We start from the raw sequence: 16,595 nt of genomic DNA on the forward strand, positions 1-16,595 counted from the left end.
AAGCCTGTTTTTTCAATCCAATAACAGGCTTTATCTATGGAAGGAGTTACTATGGACAAACAGAAAATCGGATTCATCGGTCTTGGTCTGATCGGTGGTTCTATTGCGAAAGCGATACGCCAGTATTTCCCGGATTACGAGATCGTTGCATTCGACAAAAATAAAGAAGCGCTGGCACTCGCTACACAGGAATCTGTGATCGACGTTGCAGCGACTACGATTGATGATAATTTCTATCACTGTTCTTACATATTTTTATGTGCACCGGTTTCTTTTAACAGTGCATATCTGAAGCAGCTTACCTGCTATATGCATGAGGACTGTATTCTTACAGATGTTGGAAGTGTGAAAACAAACATCCACGAAGAGGCAGAAACTCTGGGGCTTGGTAAATATTTTATCGGAGGACATCCTATGGCAGGTTCCGAGAAGAGCGGTTACAGCAATTCCAAAGCAATGCTCATTGAAAATGCTTACTATGTGCTGACACCATCTGTAGAAGTTTCCGATGAAAAGATAGCGCGCTATGAATCATTTGTCACTGCACTGAAGGCACTGCCGGTAATTCTGGACTATAAAAAACACGACTACGTAACCGGTACGATCAGTCATCTGCCGCACATTATTGCAGCAAGTCTTGTCAACTTTGTAAAAGATACCGATACGAAAGACGAGCTGATGAAGCATCTTGCCGCCGGAGGATTCAAAGATATCACAAGAATCGCCTCTTCCTCTCCGACAATGTGGCAGAATATCTGCACACAGAACAAGGAGAATATCAGCCAGATCCTTGGCTCCTATATTGAAACACTTACAAAAGCAAAAGAACTGGTAGACGCCGGAGACGAACAAGGTGTTTACAATCTTTTTGATTCTTCCCGTACTTACCGGAACTCGATCAGTGAAACATCGGCAGGTCCGATCAAGAAAAATTTTGCCGTTTACTGTGACATCATTGATGAAGCAGGTGGAATCGCAGCAATTGCAACTATCCTTGCTTCCAATAATCTCAGTATTAAAAATATCGGCATTGTACACAACAGAGAATTTGAAGAGGGGGTTCTGCGTATAGAGTTCTACGATGCGGCTTCACAGGAAAAAGCCGGCGCACTCTTGCAGAAATTCAGGTATATTGTTTATGAGCGTTAAAGAAATCTATCCAGTAAAAGGTTTAAGAGGCGAAGTTACGATTCCGGGCGACAAATCGATCTCCCATCGTTCCATCATGTTAGGAGCAATCTCTCTTGGCACAACAGAGATCACACATTTTCTGAAGGGAGCCGACTGTCTGTCAACCATCGACTGTTTCCGGAAGATGGGCATTGAAATAGAAGAAACACCACAGAGTATCCTTGTCCACGGCAAAGGACTTCACGGTCTGTCTGCACCTGCCGACATTCTGAACGTCGGAAACAGCGGTACAACAACCCGGTTGATGTCCGGTATTCTTGCCGGACAAAATTTTGCTTCTGTTATGTCCGGTGATGATTCTTTAAATTCCAGACCAATGGGAAGAATTATGACTCCGTTAAATCTGATGGGGGCAAATGTTACGAGTATAGGCGGAAATAACTGTGCTCCGCTTCGCATCACACCGGGGAAGATTCACGCAATCTCCTATACATCACCGGTTGCCTCTGCGCAGGTAAAATCCGCAGTTCTTCTTGCCGGGCTTTACGGTGACGGTACTACTTCGGTGACAGAACCGGCGCTTTCCCGAAACCATACAGAACTGATGTTACAAAGTTTCGGCGCTGAAGTCGCTTCTACTATGCACCCGGACGGAAGTGCAACTGCCAACGTAGAACCATGTGAACAGCTTTACGGACAGAAGATCTGTGTGCCGGGTGACATTTCTTCCGCTGCATATTTTATCGCTGCAGGGCTTCTCGTTCCAGACAGTGAACTGCTTGTAAAGAATGTCGGCACGAATCTTACCCGCGCCGGATTTTTAGAAGTCTGCAAAGGCATGGGCGCTGATATCACACTGTTAAACCAGACTTACGAGGGCGGCGAAGGCCGTGCTGATGTGCTTGTCCGCACCAGCCATTTGAAAGGCACTACTATTGAAGGAAATCTGATTCCGACGCTGATCGATGAGATTCCGATTCTTGCAGTTATGGCATCACAGGCGGAAGGCCCAACCATCATCAAAGATGCTGCTGAATTGAAAGTAAAAGAAACGAACCGTATCGATACTGTTACAGAAGGTCTCCGTGCGATGGGCGCCACTATTACTCCGACGGAAGACGGCATGATCATTCAGGGTTCCAGCCCGCAAAGCGGTGGACAGCTATTAAAAGGCGCTAAGATTAACAGTTATCTTGATCACCGGATTGCCATGTCATTTGCAGTTGCTGGGTTAATCGCAGACGGTACAACACAGATTCTGGACAGCCAGTGCGTGGATGTGTCTTATCCTGACTTCTTCCAGTCGCTGGAAAACTGTATGGAATAAAAAAGAATATGCCACCGGCAGCTTCTTATCCATTATATCTTGCAGCAAAATGCTATAAAAGCACTATAAGCACAGCCATCATGACTGTGCTTTTTTTGATGCATATACATTGTTACAAAAGCGTCCGATCTCGCTTATGATTTGAATATTTATACAACCCTTTGTATGAATTTCATTGAATTTCACTTCAAAACAGACTATACTTATTTTTAATTATTACTATTTTTAACGAACTTGAGGTGAGATCATGCATAAAGAATTTTTAATGGGAAATGCAGCGATTGCACTTGGTGCTGTTGCTTCCGGTGTCAATGTTGTTGCCGGATATCCCGGAACTCCATCCACGGAAGTTCTTGAAACAATTGCCAAACACCGTCCGGATGATGTCTATGTCGAATGGTCGGTTAATGAAAAAGCAGCAATGGAGCTAGCCGCAGGCGCCTCCTACAGTGGCGCAAGAACACTCGTCACAATGAAACAGGTTGGTTTAAACGTTGCTTCCGATCCTCTGATGAGTCTGGAATACATCGGAGTTAAGGGCGGTATGGTAATTCTTGTCGCCGACGATCCAGGACCGATTTCCTCGCAGACAGAGCAGGATACCAGACATTTCGCAGCATTTTCCAAGCTACCTTGTTTTGATCCGTCTTCTGCACAGGAAGCATATGAGATGATTCAGGAAGCGTATGAATACTCTGAAAAATATAACACTCCTGTATTTTTGCGCCCGACTACCCGCGTCTGTCACGGCTATGCTTCTGTATCTGTCAAAGATCCGGAAGAATATACTGTACATACGCCGGAAGGCTTTGTCAAAGACTCAAAGCGTTGGGTTATTTTCCCACGGCTTTCTTACCAGAACCATCAGAAAATAGAAGCCAGAAATGTTGAATTAGCAGATATATTTTCTTCCTATGAGAAAAATAAAATCTATCCTGCCTGTGACACTTTTGCAGACAGCAGGAAAGGAATCGTATCCGGCGGTATCAGTTTTACTTATGCGATGGAAACACTGATTGAAACCGGTATGGTCCGCCATTTGAAGATTTCGACTCCGCATCCTTTTCCGGAAAAGCTGGCAGCCCAGTTCTTAGACGGACTCGACGAAGTACTCTGTCTGGAAGAATTAGATCCTGTCATTGAGCGGGAGCTTACTTATATTTGTGGAAAATATCACCTTCCGGTAAAAATTCTCGGAAAACTGACACACAATACTGCCAACGCCGGAGAAAATACAAGAGACAGCGTAGATACCTATATCCGCACATTTCTTGATCTTCCGGTAAAGGAACAGCAAAAACTTACAGATGTCCCTCCACTTCCGGTACGTCCGCCGGTTCTGTGTGCAGGATGTCCGCACCGTGCTTCTTTCTACGCAGTAAAAAAAGCAATGCAGGGTCGCAAGACTATTTTCTGTGGTGATATTGGCTGTTATACACTCGGCAATGCCAGGCCACTTGATATGGTAGATACCTGCCTCTGCATGGGTGCAGGTCTGAATATCGCACAGGGTGTGGAAAAAATTGAACCGGATACTGCCTGCTTTGCATTTGTCGGAGATTCTACGTTTTTCGCTTCTGCGATCACCGGAGTTGTCAATGCGGTCTATAATCAGGCGAATATGACACTTGTTGTTCTGGATAATTCAACCACTGCCATGACCGGACACCAGCCGCATCCCGGTACCGGCCGCACTGTTATGGGCGAAATCGTCCAGAAAATCAATATCGAACAGGTTCTTCGCGGTATCGGCGTGCAGGATGTAGAAACAGTAAATCCACTGGATCACGAGGCGGCTGTCTCCTGCGTAAAAGAGCTCGCAGATAAGCCGGGTGTAAAAGCGATCATTTTCAAATCGCCATGCATTGCTGTCACAAAACCGGGCACCCCGATGCATGTAGATATTTCCTCCTGCATCCATTGCAAGAAATGCATCCGGGAATTGGGATGTCCTGCAATCATTACAGAAGACGGAAATGTTTCCATTGATTCATCTATGTGCACCGGCTGTGGACTTTGCAGTCAAATCTGTCCGGTTCATGCGATCAAAGGAGGTAAACAGCATGATTAAAAATATTGTACTCTGCGGTGTTGGCGGACAGGGTACCGTCCTTGCATCCAAACTTCTTGCTGCCGCAGCTATGGAACAGAATATTCCGGTTATGAGTGCCGAAACGATCGGTATGGCGCAGCGTGGCGGAAGTGTATTCAGCCATGTGCGTATCGGTGAAGGGCTCTATTCCCCGATGATCGCCGCCGGAACTGCCGATCTGATCATTGGATTTGAACCGGGCGAAACGGTCCGTATGCTTCCATACTTAAAAGAAGGTGGTCATGTTGTTGTAAGCACTCGCGCGATCAAGCCGGTAACTGCAACACTTTCAGAAAGCAATTATGATTCCGAACCAATGCTTGAATATTTAAAACAAAACGTTCCGAATCTTACACTGATCGATGCTGACAAAGCCTGTGCGGAAATCGGTTCATCCAAAGTCCTGAACATGATTCTCCTTGGAACTGCACTTCGTACCGGTGTACTTGACTTCAACTTAGAAGACATCGAACATGTAATGCTCCGGACACTTCCGGAAAAATTCCACGCCATGAACCTTCAGGCATTAAATTATACAAAATAACCGGATATGAAACATTTCATTTACATAACAGAAAGGACAGACCTATGAAAATTACAGAAACACAAATTGCACAGGTAAACGGACAGATTCAGGCTCTTATCAAAGCTGAGAGTTTCTATGGAAAGAAACTGGACGAAGCCGGTGTTTCAAACATTTCCAGTGTGGAAGATTTCCAGAAGCTTCCATTTTCCGAGAAAAGTGACTTAAGAAATGCCTATCCACTCGGACTTATGACTGCACCGGAGGAGAAGATCGTCCGCATCCACTCTTCTTCCGGAACAACCGGACTTCCGGTCATCATCCCGTATACAGCCAAAGACGTAGACGACTGGGCGATTATGTTCAAACGTTGCTACGAAATGACTGGCATGACAAATATGGATCGCATCCAGATTACCCCGGGATACGGACTGTGGACTGCCGGAATCGGTTTTCAGGCAGGCGCTGAGAAATTAGGTTCTATGGTCATTCCTATGGGACCTGGTAATACCGACAAACAATTACAGATGATGATGGACATGAAAACGACAGTCCTTGGTTCTACTTCTTCTTATGCATTGCTTCTCGCAGAAGAGATTAAACGTCGCGGTATCAAAGATAAGATTCATCTGAAGAAAGGTATCATCGGTTCTGAAAGATGGGGCGAAAAGATGCGGAAACGTATCTCCGAAGAACTCGGCATCGAGCTGTATGATATTTACGGACTGACAGAAATCTACGGTCCGGGAATCGGTATCAGCTGCTCACATGACTGCGGTATGCATTACTGGGATGATTATATTTACATTGAAATCATTGATCCTGTAACAGGTGAAGTTCTTCCGGACGGCGAACTCGGTGAGATTGTAATCACTACTCTTGTAAAAGAGGGCGCACCGCTGATCCGTTATCGTACACATGATCTTTCCCGCATTATTCCGGGTGAATGCCCTTGTGGAAGCAAATTTCCGCGTCTGGATACGATCATGGGACGTACTGACGACATGATGAAGATCAAAGGTGTAAATGTATTCCCAAGCCAGATTGAAGAGATTCTGAAAGAATTCAAGGAAGTATCCAGCGAATATCAGATCCGCATCTCTCATCTGGACGGCAAAGACACGATGCGTATCTACGTCGAGACAAACGGAACCGTTGATTTCCTTGATCTTGCAGACCGCATTGCTACACGTGTAAAGAGCAAGATCGGATTTACTCCGCTTGTAAAAGTTGTGGAAATCGGTCTTCTTCCGAGAAGTGAGAAGAAAACGAAACGTGTAATTGACGAACGTTATGAATAAATAATATTTTATAGCACGAAAAGCCTGCTCTTTAACAGGCTATGAAAGCTCAAAAGAAGAGCAGAATTATTACAAAGTGAGGATTCACATAAGTAATGATTCTGCTCTTTTGCTTGGTTCATCATATATAAAAAAGCGGGTGATGGGAATCGAACCCACGTATCCAGCTTGGAAGGCTGGTGTTCTACCATTGAACTACACCCGCATTCATTTTTGTTGCTCTCTGCAACGAAAATTATGATATCATAGATTCTTATAAATTGCAACTATTTTTTCAATTTTTCAAATTATTTTTTCAATTAAGTTTTCAGCTTTCAACCAGATTTTTACACTCCGTTTTTTTATCAAAGCTACACTTCCTGTAATTACACTGGTTATTTTCCGTCTTGCTTTTCAGATTCAGCACATAGCCTTCCCCATTTTTCACCTGGAAATCATAATACTGCCCCCGCGGTCTTGCATATTTCTCCATCACGTTCATGATCGTTCCACCATGTACGACAAATGCAATCTGTGAAGCATGCTCCTTTTCCGCGATTTTCAATGCGGTCTCGATTCCACGGATGCAGCGGTCGCGCACTTCTTTCCTGCTCTCTCCGCCCGGAAATGGCAATGTACCGCCACTGTCAATCCAGGCCTGATATCTGACATCACCGGACAATTCTTTATATGTGTGGCCTTCAAATGCACCGAAATCGCTCTCTCTTAATTCTTCTATGCATTGATACTGCTGCCCCGGATAAATCGTTTCTGCGGTCTGCATACAGCGTTTCATGGGACTGGTAAACACCATCTCCACCTGCGGGTACTGGTATTTCTTCAAGTTTTCTCTTCCAGCCTCGCACAAAGGCTCATCTGTCCTTCCGATATAGCGCTCTTCCAGATTTCCTTTTGTCTTTCCATGTCGTATCAGATAGATTTTCATCCTTTGATCACCGTTCCTATTCCACAGATTACCCTGTGCACTTCTTTTGCTTCTGCCGCAATCTGCGTGCATACTCTACCATGCGTCTCTCTATATTCTCTGTAAAATGCATCTGTCGGAACGATTCCATATCCAATTTCATCTGTGATCAACACTATCTCTGAATTTTCACACTTTAACTTTTCCACTATTTTTAAAAGTTCCGGAAGCTTTTTCCCCTCACGCATCCGGTTTTCAATATAACTGTGGAAATGATCCATTCCCTGACATGCAAAGATTGTCTCTTCTGCGCATGATATTCCATCTACAAACTCTATACCAGGGTACATCTGTTTTGCATAATTTCGTTTTCCATGATAGGCTCCGCCTGTTATTAATATCATTTTTCTCTCCTGTTATTCTCCCACCAAAACCTGCCACTAACAACCTTCTCCAAACGCTATTGCAACCCATAGGACTTCGCGTGCTTTTGCCGCTGGCATCATCTACACACTCGTCACAATTACCGCTGCCATTGCAATTCCAAGTTCACAGATCTGCAGAAAATACCCTGCCAGATCTCCGGTAACTCCGCCAAATTTTGCACATGCCATATGATGATAATACAAAAAAAGAAGTCCTGCAACAATCACGCAGCAAAGCCCTGCTCCTCTTCCTGCCCATAACAATGCTACAATTTCCAGCACCAGATAGATGATCAATACACGAAAGGTTCTTCTCTTATCTGCACGCTCAGCAAATACTGCAACCAGACCGTTTTTCCTTGCCTGAGGAAACCGAAGTACGGATATGCCACTTAGTGTCCGGGATAGTATGAATCCCATCCCGATCAGCCGCATGCTCTCCTCTGTCACGCCGGAATATATGCCAAGACTCAAGATGAAATAAACGCAGCCGGACAGGATTGCAAATGCTCCTGCATGGGGATCTTTAAGGATTTCCAGACGCTTCTCTTCCGATTGCCAGGAGCTTAATGCATCCTGCGTATCCAGAAATCCATCCATGTGGATGCCACCACTGATCAAAACCGGTAACACCGTCAGTACTGCCGGAAAGAACAGGCTGCCAAATGAGATTTCTCTTTCTTTTAACAGATCTGCAAACAACACGACCAGATAGGACATGCCGCCTGTCACAGCTCCCACCCAAGGGAAAAAACACATAGCATAGGACATATTTTCTTCCGTCCACTCGCTTTGTGGCATTGGTATTTTACTGTACATTGCAAATGCAATTTTAAAACTGTTCCATAATTTCTTCATCTATTTTATCTCCACCGGAATCCCATATACGACTTCCGTTACTTTCTCTGCAAGTCCGGCAAGGCTCTGGTTTACTTCCCCCAGTACTCGCTGGTAAATCTTCGTCTCTTCGCTGTATTCCATCTGATCTCCCTGAACTTCATTTGTAACGATGACAAGTAAATCCGTCTTTTCTATCACATGCCGGATTCCTTCCAGTATCTGTCTTTTTACTTTTTCAGGTTTATTCATGTTTCCTGCTTCGTCATACAGCTCATTTGCCGTCAGATTCGACATGCACTCTAACAGAATCCCCGTATTTACCGGAATGTCTGCTTTCGCAAGATCCCGGTAACATTCAAATGTCCGGAATCCTTTTCCCGCGCGCAGTCTCCTGTGTCTTATAACTTTTGTTTCCCCTTCTTTTCCATATGGAATCATCGTCGCAATATAGAATGGCGCAGACGGATTCGTATTTTCGCTATTTTCATCATACAGATTTTTCTCGCGTTGTTCAAGCAGCCAGTTCTCTGCATAGGCTGATTTTCCACTTCCGCTTCCTCCGGTAATTACATGCAACATGGCGTTCCTCCTATATTTGCTTCTGTTTTTTCCGGAGAATCCTTTGCCGGATTTTCTTTCGTATAATCCTTGTAGTCCTCAATCTGATTCTCTGCAAATGTGCTCATTTCCTGATACACGGATAATCCAAGTTCCAGAACCGGTAAATATGCGACTGCTCCGGTTCCTTCTCCTAAACACATACCGAGATTCATGCCGTGGACATCACTGGCTTTTTCCGCTGTCAGCTCTCGCAATACCATCCCGGCCCCCGGTTCTTTTGATACGTGTGAAATCAACAGATAGTCTTTTACAGCCGGGCACAGGTGCACAGCAAGAAGCGCCGCCACATCCGAAATAAATCCATCCAGCATGACAGGAATATGCTCAATTGCACCACCAAGGCAGATGCCTGCCATTCCTGCAATGTCCAGCCCTCCCACTTTTGCAAGTACATCCACCGGGTCATCTGCCCGCGGATGATGTTTTTCAATTCCCGTACAGATTGCCTGTATCTTCTTTTGCAGACCGCTGTCGTCAAGCCCGGCGCCACGACCTGTCAGTTCTTCCGGTTCTTTTCCAAGAAGCACAGATGCCACAGCACTGCTTGTCGTTGTATTGCCAATCCCCATCTCACCGATACAGAGGATCTGATAGCCTTCCTTTTTCTTATCCCGGGCAATCTGTATTCCGGTCAGGATGGCACGCACTGCTTCTCCTCTCGTCATTGCCGGTTCTTTTACGAAATTTGCTGTTCCATAGCGGATCTTAACATCTGGGACTTTTGTATCTGTAACCATGCCAATGTCAACCGGAAAGAGATCCACACCAGCCTGTCTGCACATGATCGCAGCGCTTGTATTGCCGGTCAGAAAATTTTCAGCAACAATGGCGGTCACTTCCTGTCCCGTCTGTGTGACACCTTCTTCAACTACACCATTATCCGCACACATCACAAGTAATGCTTTTTTGTCCAGATGTACATTCGGATCACCGGTCATCCCTGCAATCTGGATGATGTCTTTTTCCAGTTTTCCAAGGCTGTGCAACGGCTTTGCGATTGAATTCCAGCGCTTCAGTGCGGTTTCTGCCACACATGGATCCGCCGGATGGATTGCTGTGAGCATTTTCTGCAATTCTTTCTCAAGATTATTTCCCTTTTCTGCTTTCATTTTTCTTTCTCCAATGCCTCTGTCACACACGAAAATGGAGGTCCTGTCGTAAGACATCCCTCCATTTTCTTTTATTCCTCTTCTAAAAATCCTATCGCGATCAGAACTTCTCTTGCTTTCTCTTTGCTCTCTTTCGGTACATAGATCTCTTCCCCGCTCATGGAGTTGGTTCCGTAAATATTCAGAAGACCGGCATTTCCAAGTTCTTTTCTGAGTGCCGGAATCTGCTGATTCTCCAGCGCACCAACTGCCATCTCTGCCTGGATATGATCATACGCTGTATAGATCTTTACTAAATCATTTTCCATAATCAACGACTCCTTAACTGTCAGTTGCGTGGTAAGCTTCATCTGCGCTGTATACGTCGAATCCACTGCCTTTCAGAATATCGATCACGCGTCCCGGATCGTCACTCTTTAATACTGCTGCCGCATCCACACCATTTGCGAACGCATACATATATTCGATGTTGACTTCTCCTTCCACGATCTGGTGCATCGCTTTTGCAAGTGATCCTGTCTCGTGCGGTACACGAAGCGCCACAACATCTGTAAGCATTGCTGTGATTCCTGCTTCTTTTAAAGCTGCACGTCCTTTGTGCGGATCCGATGTGATCATACGAAGCATACCATAATCGGATGTATCTGCAAGACTCAGTGCAACGATATTGACATCATTTTCTGCAAGGACACGTAGCACTTCGTCCATACGTCCTTCGCGGTTTTCCAGAAATACTGATAACTGCTGGATTGTATTACTGATTCCCATATTGTCCCCTCCTTTTACATCTCTCTGTTGTCAATGACACGTTTTGCTTTTCCTTCACTTCTCTGGATGGTCTTTGGCTCAACCAGTTTAACTCTGACTGCAACGCCCAGTGCCTGTTTTAAGACTGCACCGACTTTTGCTTTTAGTTCGTCCAATTTACGAATCTCATCAGAGAAGTATTTCTCATCTACTTCTACCATAACTGTAAGAACGTCCAGATTATTCTCGCGGTCTACGATCAGAATATAGTGTGGAGCTACACCGCCACCAATGGACAGAAGCGCGGTCTCAACCTGTGTCGGGAATACGTTAACACCACGGATAACTTTCATGTCATCGGTACGTCCTTTGAACTTCTGGATTCTAGGAAGTGTTCTTCCACATGCACAAGTGCTGTGATCAATGCTTGTAAGGTCTTTTGTACGGTAACGGAGTAATGGCATACCTTCTTTTGCAAGTGTTGTAAATACAAGTTCTCCTGTCTCTCCGTCTGCACATGCAGAATTATCTGCCGGATTCAGTACTTCCGGATAGAAGTAATCTTCATAAACATGCATACCATTATGATGGATACATTCTAACGCAACACCTGGTCCTGTGATTTCACATAATCCATAAATATCAAAACAGTTGACATTCAGCAGTTCTTCGATCTTGTGACGCATCTCTTCTGTCCAAGGCTCAGCTCCGTTGATTCCGACCTTTAATTGTAAACGATCCACAACTCCTGCTTCTCTTGCTGCTTCTGCAAGATATAATGCATAAGACGGTGTACATGCAAATGCAGTTGCTCCGAAATCCTCCATACACATGAGCTGTCTCTTTGTATTACCTGCTGACATCGGGATCGCCATAGCGCCTAATTTTCTTGCTCCGAAATCCAGTCCCATACCTCCGGTAAAAAGTCCGTATCCATAACAGATATGAAGTCTGTCTTCTGCGGTAAGTCCAGCCATCGTAAGACCTCTTGCCACACATTCACCCCAGACGTCTACGTCTTTCTGTGTATAAGATGCAAGTGTAAGCTTTCCGGTTGTTCCGGACGTTCCCTGCACTCTGACGATCTTATCCTGCGGAACTGCAAGCAGACCGAACGGATAATTATTTCTCAGATCTTCTTTTGTTGTAAATGGAAGCTTATTAATGTCCTCGATTCCTTTGATATCTCCCGGCAAAACTCCCATCTCATCCATCTTCTTACGATAAAATGAAACATGCTCATATACGTTTTCAACCTGTTTTATCAGTCTTTCACTCTGAAGTGCTGTCATCTCATCTCTGCTCATGCACTCGATTTTCGGATCTCTGATCTGTTCTTTCCAGTTTTCTAATGATACTGCTGCCATGTCGTGTTAACTCTCCTCCTTCGTACTTGTAAAATACCTTTGTATTATAAATCGGCTTCTTCTACAATCTTAACCTCTGCTTCTTTTAATACTTTCTCTGCTTTCGCAAAATCATCTGTATTAAACACCATAACCGGTTCTTTGCCATCCCGGATAATAAACGAATAAATATAATTGATGTTCAGCTCACCTTTTGCAAGAATTGCAAGCATCTGATTTAAGTTGCCTTTCTTGTCTTCCAGTGCGACTCCCATGACTTCATGGATACGCACAACATACCCAAGTTTTGTCAGATATTCTTTTGCTTCATCCGGCTTATCTACAACCATTCGCAAAATTCCAAATTCCGGTGTGTCAAATGTTGCCACTGCACGGATATTCACTCCTGCTTCTGTCAGTCTGGAAGTTACATCCATAAGACTTCCCGGTTTATTCTCTACAAATACTGATACCTGTCTGATCATAAGACACCTCCTATAACTGATAGCCTACGTCAAAGGCTTTTTTGTTAATCTCAATTGTTTTCGGCGGTACCGTCTTCTCTATCACATCATACCAGAGCTCTTTGGAAAAATCCATGTGCTGTGCTGCAATTCCGAGTACAATTAAGTTAAATACTCTTGGATTGCCAAGTTTCTTAGATTCCTCTGTAGCATCCACTGCATAGACACGGTAATCTTTTTTCAGATTCTCCAGAATATTCTCCGGATATTCAGCTGCTCCGATCACAACCGGCATCGGATCGATTCGCCAATCATTGACGATCAGTGCACCATCTTTTTTGAGGAAATGTGCATAGCGCAGTGCTTCCAGACGCTCAAATGCGATGATCACATCTGCCTGTCCTTCTTCCACGATCGGCTCTGCTACTTTATCTCCGTAACGGACGAATGTTACAACGCTTCCTCCACGCTGTGCCATTCCGTGTACCTCGGATAATTTAACATCATAACCTCCTGCAATTGCCAGTCCGCCAAGGATTCTGCTGGTGAGAAGGGTTCCCTGTCCGCCGACTCCGACGATCATAATATTCTTTACTGCCATTATTTCTCACCTTCCTTTACTAATTCTATTGCTCCGAATTTACATAAGCTATCACACAGTCCGCATCCGGTACACATTGTATCATCAATATGAACCGTTCCGTCCTCATTCTTTGTCATTGCAGGACATCCCGGTTTCATACACATTCCACACTTCTTACATTTGTCTGCATGTGCCACGTATAATGGTTTTTTCTTCTTGCTGAGCAGTACGCAAGGTGTCTTTGTAATGATAACGGAAACTTCATCTTTCGCAACTTCTTCTTTGACAACCTGTTCCAATTTTTCAATGTCAAATGCATTGACTTCAATTACATTCTTCACACCGATTGCACGACAAAGTGCCGGAATATCGATTGCATAAGTCGGATCTCCCTGCAGTGTCTTGCCGGTTGCAGCGTGATCTTGATGTCCGGTCATACCGGTTGTAGAGTTATCAAGAATCATAACCGTTCCTGTTGCTTTATTGTACATCATATTCATCAGGGAATTGACTCCTGTATGAAGGAATGTAGAATCACCAATAACAGCTACCCAATTTTTGATATATTCTTTACCTTTTGCTTTCTCCATACCATGTAAGCTGGAAATACTTGCACCCATACAGATTGTTGTATCTACTACACTTAACGGTGCAACGGCTCCTAATGTATAACATCCGATATCTCCTGCCGCATGCATTTTTAATTTATTCAGTACATAGTACACACTTCTGTGTGGACATCCCGGACATAAGATTGGCGGTCTTCCCGGTGCCTGCGCCGGCTGTTTCAGATCCAGCTTCTCTCCGAGAATTGCTTCACGGATCATATTGGCACTGTATTCGCCCTGAACAGTGAAGATCTCTTTACCTGTTGCTTTGATTCCCCAGGATTTTACCTGTTCTTCGATCACCGGATCAAGCTCTTCTACGATATATAACTTCTCTACTTTGGAAGCGAAATCTTCAATCAGTTTTCTCGGAAGCGGATTCACCATTCCCAGTTTCAGAACAGATGCATCCGGCATTGCTTCTCTTACATACTGATACGGGATACCACTTGTGATCACACCGATCTTCGTATCGTTCATCTCTACCTGGTTGATTGGAAGTGTATTTGCAACTTCAGCGAGTTCCAGATTGCGTTTTTCAATCTCGACATGGCGAAGCTTCGCATTGCCCGGCATCATAACCGTCTTGCGGATGTCTTTTACATACGGTTTGTCCGGCACTTCTACCGGATCACATAACTCTACCAGTCCCTGTGAATGTGCGAGTCTTGTTGTTGTACGGAATACAAATGGTCTGTCATATTTCTCACTTAAATCAAAAGCCATTTTCATAAATTCTTTTGCTTCTGAACTGTCAGAAGGCTCCAGTACCGGAAGCTGTGCTGCACGCGCTACCATTCTTGTATCCTGCTCATTCTGGGAACTGTAAAGTCCCGGATCGTCTGCGACAACAATAACCAGTCCGCCGTTAACTCCCATATAGGAAACAGTATAAGCCGGATCTGCCGCCACGTTAAATCCAACGTGCTTCATACAGGACATTGCACGGACACCTGCAACGGAAGCTCCGATTGCAACCTCCGTTGCAACTTTCTCATTCGGTGACCACTCACAGTACAGAGAATCCTTATATTTTACCAGATTCTCACTGATCTCTGTACTCGGTGTTCCCGGATATGCTGCGGAAACTTTCACTCCCGCTTCATATGCTCCCCTGGCAATCGCTTCATTGCCGAGCATAATTACTTTTTTATTTTCTGCCATTTTACAGTCCATCCTTTCGTAAATCTGTTACTCGTTTTGCTTTTCCTTCGAATCGTTTCAGAGAATGTGGCGCAACCAGTTTGATCTGTGTCGCAAGTCCAAGCTGTGCTTTTAATCCCTTTTTGATTCTCTGCTCCAGTTCGCTTAACTTGCTGTAGCTGTCAAGCAGTCTGTCATCTACTAATTCTACAGTAATCGTCATAACATCCAGACGGTTCTTTCTCTCTACTACGATCTCATAATGTGGTCCGATCTCCGGAATCTGTAACATCACTTCTTCAATCTGTGTCGGGAATACATTGACACCACGGATAACAAGCATATCATCTGCGCGACCGGATAAATTCTCCATGCGCACTGTAGTTCTTCCACATTTACATGGTTCGTAAAATAATCTGGTCAGGTCACCGGTTCTGTAACGGACAAGCGGAAGCGCTTCTTTTCCGAGACAAGTTACAACCAGTTCTCCTTTTTCTCCCGGTGGGAGTACTTCTTCTGTCTTCGGATCAATGATCTCAGGGATAAACCAGTCTTCATTAATATGCATACCGCAGAGCTGTTCACACTCACCTGCAACACCTGGTCCACATAATTCACTCATACCATAATTCTGTGTGCAGAGGAAATTCTCCCCCCATACTTTGTGCATCTCATCACGCATAGGTTCTGTCATACCCTCACCGCCGAACAGACCGATATGGACATGCAGATCCTTCTCCGGATCCAGTCCTCTTGCACGAATCTCTTCTCCAAGATGCAATGCATAAGATGGTGTTGCGATCAGAAGTGTTGTTCCAACATCCTGCATAAACATAATCTGCTTCTTTGTATTACCGGATGACATCGGGATGACTGCTGCTCCGATCTTCTCCAATCCGCCCTGCAGTCCGAGCGCTCCGGTAAATGTTCCATATCCAAATGCATTCTGTGCGATATCGTCTGGTGTCGCACCGCCCATACAGGCGATTCGTGCCACGTTATTTAGCCATGTATCCAGATCCTTTCTTGTATATCCTACAACGGTCGGTTTACCGGTTGTTCCGGAACTTGCATGGAAACGTACCAGTTCTTTCTTATCTACTGCAAACAGTCCTGTTGGATAATGATCTCTGAAATCTGCTTTATATGTAAATGGCAGCTTCTTCAGATCATCCAGCGTCTGAATATCTTCCGGTTTCACACCTGCTGCATCCATCTTCTCACGGTATGGTTCTACTTTTTCATAAATATAATGTACGGTCTCTTTTAACCGCTCCAGCTGGATCTTCTCAATCTCAGCTCTTGGCAGGGTTTCTTCCTTTGCCCAAATCATGTTACATCCTCCTTCATGCTACCGGGATTCTTCTCCCCAATATTACGAAAACAGGCGCAAAACCTTTACGCCTGCCACTTGTTATAGTATAGCACATT

17 protein-coding genes and 1 tRNA gene are annotated in these 16,595 nt (G+C 44.6%); 5 read left to right on the forward strand and 13 right to left on the reverse strand.

The annotated features are described in order from the left end of the window. Nucleotides 1-51: 51 nt before the first annotated feature. The 5 genes from DW125_RS00090 to DW125_RS00110 all read left to right on the forward strand — a co-directional run bounded on the left by DW125_RS00090 (nucleotide 52) and on the right by DW125_RS00110 (nucleotide 6,374). Complete coding sequence (locus tag DW125_RS00090) at nucleotides 52-1,149, forward strand: prephenate dehydrogenase (protein ID WP_117537095.1); 1,098 nt, start codon at nucleotides 52-54, stop codon at nucleotides 1,147-1,149. Next, the gene (gene aroA, locus DW125_RS00095) at nucleotides 1,139-2,458 is read left to right on the forward strand and encodes a 3-phosphoshikimate 1-carboxyvinyltransferase (protein ID WP_021859536.1); all 1,320 of its coding nucleotides are present in this window, start codon (nucleotides 1,139-1,141) and stop codon (nucleotides 2,456-2,458) included. Before DW125_RS00090 ends, aroA begins: the two co-directional genes overlap by 11 nt. 247 nt (nucleotides 2,459-2,705) lie before the next feature. Beyond that, on the forward strand, nucleotides 2,706-4,529 hold the full coding sequence (iorA, locus tag DW125_RS00100; RefSeq protein WP_117536732.1) for an indolepyruvate ferredoxin oxidoreductase subunit alpha: 1,824 nt from the start codon (nucleotides 2,706-2,708) through the stop codon (nucleotides 4,527-4,529). Beyond that, nucleotides 4,522-5,094, forward strand: coding sequence for an indolepyruvate oxidoreductase subunit beta (locus DW125_RS00105; RefSeq protein ID WP_021860777.1), 573 nt, complete (start codon nucleotides 4,522-4,524; stop codon nucleotides 5,092-5,094). Before iorA (DW125_RS00100) ends, DW125_RS00105 begins: the two co-directional genes overlap by 8 nt. Nucleotides 5,095-5,138: 44 nt before the next feature. Beyond that, nucleotides 5,139-6,374 carry a phenylacetate--CoA ligase family protein gene (locus DW125_RS00110; protein ID WP_117536733.1) on the forward strand — a complete coding sequence of 412 codons (1,236 nt, stop codon included), beginning with the start codon at nucleotides 5,139-5,141 and terminating at the stop codon, nucleotides 6,372-6,374. Between the two features lie 134 nt (nucleotides 6,375-6,508). On the opposite strand, the gene DW125_RS00115 is transcribed toward DW125_RS00110, so the two are convergent. The 13 genes from DW125_RS00115 to DW125_RS00175 form a co-directional block, all read right to left on the reverse strand. Beyond that, nucleotides 6,509-6,579 (reverse strand) — tRNA-Gly (locus DW125_RS00115). A 102-nt stretch (nucleotides 6,580-6,681) separates the two neighbouring features. Further along, nucleotides 6,682-7,299, reverse strand: a complete 618-nt coding sequence (locus DW125_RS00120; protein ID WP_117536734.1) for a histidine phosphatase family protein — start codon at nucleotides 7,297-7,299, stop codon at nucleotides 6,682-6,684. Further along, nucleotides 7,296-7,682 (reverse strand): bifunctional adenosylcobinamide kinase/adenosylcobinamide-phosphate guanylyltransferase, encoded by a 387-nt coding sequence (locus DW125_RS00125; protein WP_117536735.1) that lies wholly within the window; start codon nucleotides 7,680-7,682, stop codon nucleotides 7,296-7,298. The genes DW125_RS00120 and DW125_RS00125 overlap by 4 nt, the downstream gene beginning before the upstream one ends. 102 nt (nucleotides 7,683-7,784) lie before the next feature. Next, nucleotides 7,785-8,561, reverse strand: coding sequence for an adenosylcobinamide-GDP ribazoletransferase (locus DW125_RS00130; protein WP_117536736.1), 777 nt, complete (start codon nucleotides 8,559-8,561; stop codon nucleotides 7,785-7,787). Beyond that, nucleotides 8,562-9,122, reverse strand: coding sequence for a bifunctional adenosylcobinamide kinase/adenosylcobinamide-phosphate guanylyltransferase (locus DW125_RS00135; RefSeq protein WP_117536737.1), 561 nt, complete (start codon nucleotides 9,120-9,122; stop codon nucleotides 8,562-8,564). Next, nucleotides 9,110-10,273: a nicotinate-nucleotide--dimethylbenzimidazole phosphoribosyltransferase gene (gene cobT, locus DW125_RS00140; RefSeq protein ID WP_199537809.1), complete on the reverse strand. Its 1,164-nt coding sequence runs from the start codon at nucleotides 10,271-10,273 to the stop codon at nucleotides 9,110-9,112. The genes DW125_RS00135 and cobT overlap by 13 nt, the downstream gene beginning before the upstream one ends. Before the next feature lie 71 nt (nucleotides 10,274-10,344). Beyond that, on the reverse strand, nucleotides 10,345-10,581 hold the full coding sequence (locus tag DW125_RS00145) for a putative signal transducing protein (RefSeq protein WP_021860784.1): 237 nt from the start codon (nucleotides 10,579-10,581) through the stop codon (nucleotides 10,345-10,347). Nucleotides 10,582-10,594: 13 nt separating this feature from the next. After that, the gene (locus DW125_RS00150) at nucleotides 10,595-11,041 is read right to left on the reverse strand and encodes a hypothetical protein (protein WP_021860785.1); all 447 of its coding nucleotides are present in this window, start codon (nucleotides 11,039-11,041) and stop codon (nucleotides 10,595-10,597) included. A 14-nt stretch (nucleotides 11,042-11,055) separates the two neighbouring features. Then, the gene (locus DW125_RS00155) at nucleotides 11,056-12,387 is read right to left on the reverse strand and encodes a phenylacetate--CoA ligase family protein (RefSeq protein WP_117536738.1); all 1,332 of its coding nucleotides are present in this window, start codon (nucleotides 12,385-12,387) and stop codon (nucleotides 11,056-11,058) included. Nucleotides 12,388-12,431: 44 nt separating this feature from the next. Further along, complete coding sequence (locus DW125_RS00160; RefSeq protein ID WP_021860787.1) at nucleotides 12,432-12,851, reverse strand: ACT domain-containing protein; 420 nt, start codon at nucleotides 12,849-12,851, stop codon at nucleotides 12,432-12,434. 10 nt (nucleotides 12,852-12,861) lie between these two features. Then, nucleotides 12,862-13,431, reverse strand: a complete 570-nt coding sequence (locus DW125_RS00165; protein ID WP_117536739.1) for an indolepyruvate oxidoreductase subunit beta — start codon at nucleotides 13,429-13,431, stop codon at nucleotides 12,862-12,864. Beyond that, nucleotides 13,431-15,185: an indolepyruvate ferredoxin oxidoreductase subunit alpha gene (iorA, locus tag DW125_RS00170; RefSeq protein ID WP_021860789.1), complete on the reverse strand. Its 1,755-nt coding sequence runs from the start codon at nucleotides 15,183-15,185 to the stop codon at nucleotides 13,431-13,433. Before iorA (DW125_RS00170) ends, DW125_RS00165 begins: the two co-directional genes overlap by 1 nt. Before the next feature lies 1 nt (nucleotide 15,186). Next, entirely contained in the window at nucleotides 15,187-16,497 is a 1,311-nt protein-coding gene (locus DW125_RS00175) for a phenylacetate--CoA ligase family protein (RefSeq protein ID WP_021860790.1), read from the reverse strand. Nucleotides 16,498-16,595: the final 98 nt, after the last annotated feature.

The organism is Dorea sp. AM10-31, assembly GCF_003435815.1.
In the GTDB taxonomy this organism is placed as follows: Bacteria; Bacillota; Clostridia; order Lachnospirales; family Lachnospiraceae; genus Dorea_D; species Dorea_D hominis.

Coding starts and splice junctions, on each gene's coding strand:
- DW125_RS00175 (WP_021860790.1), bottom strand. CDS start 16,497: ATGATTTGGGCAAAGGAAGAAACCCTGCCAAGAGCTGAGATTGAGAAG.
- DW125_RS00120 (WP_117536734.1), bottom strand. CDS start 7,299: ATGAAAATCTATCTGATACGACATGGAAAGACAAAAGGAAATCTGGAA.
- DW125_RS00145 (WP_021860784.1), bottom strand. CDS start 10,581: ATGGAAAATGATTTAGTAAAGATCTATACAGCGTATGATCATATCCAG.
- DW125_RS00125 (WP_117536735.1), bottom strand. CDS start 7,682: ATGATATTAATAACAGGCGGAGCCTATCATGGAAAACGAAATTATGCA.
- DW125_RS00165 (WP_117536739.1), bottom strand. CDS start 13,431: ATGGCAGTAAAGAATATTATGATCGTCGGAGTCGGCGGACAGGGAACC.
- DW125_RS00110 (WP_117536733.1), top strand. CDS start 5,139: ATGAAAATTACAGAAACACAAATTGCACAGGTAAACGGACAGATTCAG.
- DW125_RS00105 (WP_021860777.1), top strand. CDS start 4,522: ATGATTAAAAATATTGTACTCTGCGGTGTTGGCGGACAGGGTACCGTC.
- cobT (WP_199537809.1), bottom strand. CDS start 10,273: ATGAAAGCAGAAAAGGGAAATAATCTTGAGAAAGAATTGCAGAAAATG.
- aroA (WP_021859536.1), top strand. CDS start 1,139: ATGAGCGTTAAAGAAATCTATCCAGTAAAAGGTTTAAGAGGCGAAGTT.
- iorA (WP_117536732.1), top strand. CDS start 2,706: ATGCATAAAGAATTTTTAATGGGAAATGCAGCGATTGCACTTGGTGCT.
- DW125_RS00090 (WP_117537095.1), top strand. CDS start 52: ATGGACAAACAGAAAATCGGATTCATCGGTCTTGGTCTGATCGGTGGT.
- DW125_RS00130 (WP_117536736.1), bottom strand. CDS start 8,561: ATGAAGAAATTATGGAACAGTTTTAAAATTGCATTTGCAATGTACAGT.
- DW125_RS00135 (WP_117536737.1), bottom strand. CDS start 9,122: ATGTTGCATGTAATTACCGGAGGAAGCGGAAGTGGAAAATCAGCCTAT.
- DW125_RS00150 (WP_021860785.1), bottom strand. CDS start 11,041: ATGGGAATCAGTAATACAATCCAGCAGTTATCAGTATTTCTGGAAAAC.
- iorA (WP_021860789.1), bottom strand. CDS start 15,185: ATGGCAGAAAATAAAAAAGTAATTATGCTCGGCAATGAAGCGATTGCC.
- DW125_RS00160 (WP_021860787.1), bottom strand. CDS start 12,851: ATGATCAGACAGGTATCAGTATTTGTAGAGAATAAACCGGGAAGTCTT.
- DW125_RS00155 (WP_117536738.1), bottom strand. CDS start 12,387: ATGGCAGCAGTATCATTAGAAAACTGGAAAGAACAGATCAGAGATCCG.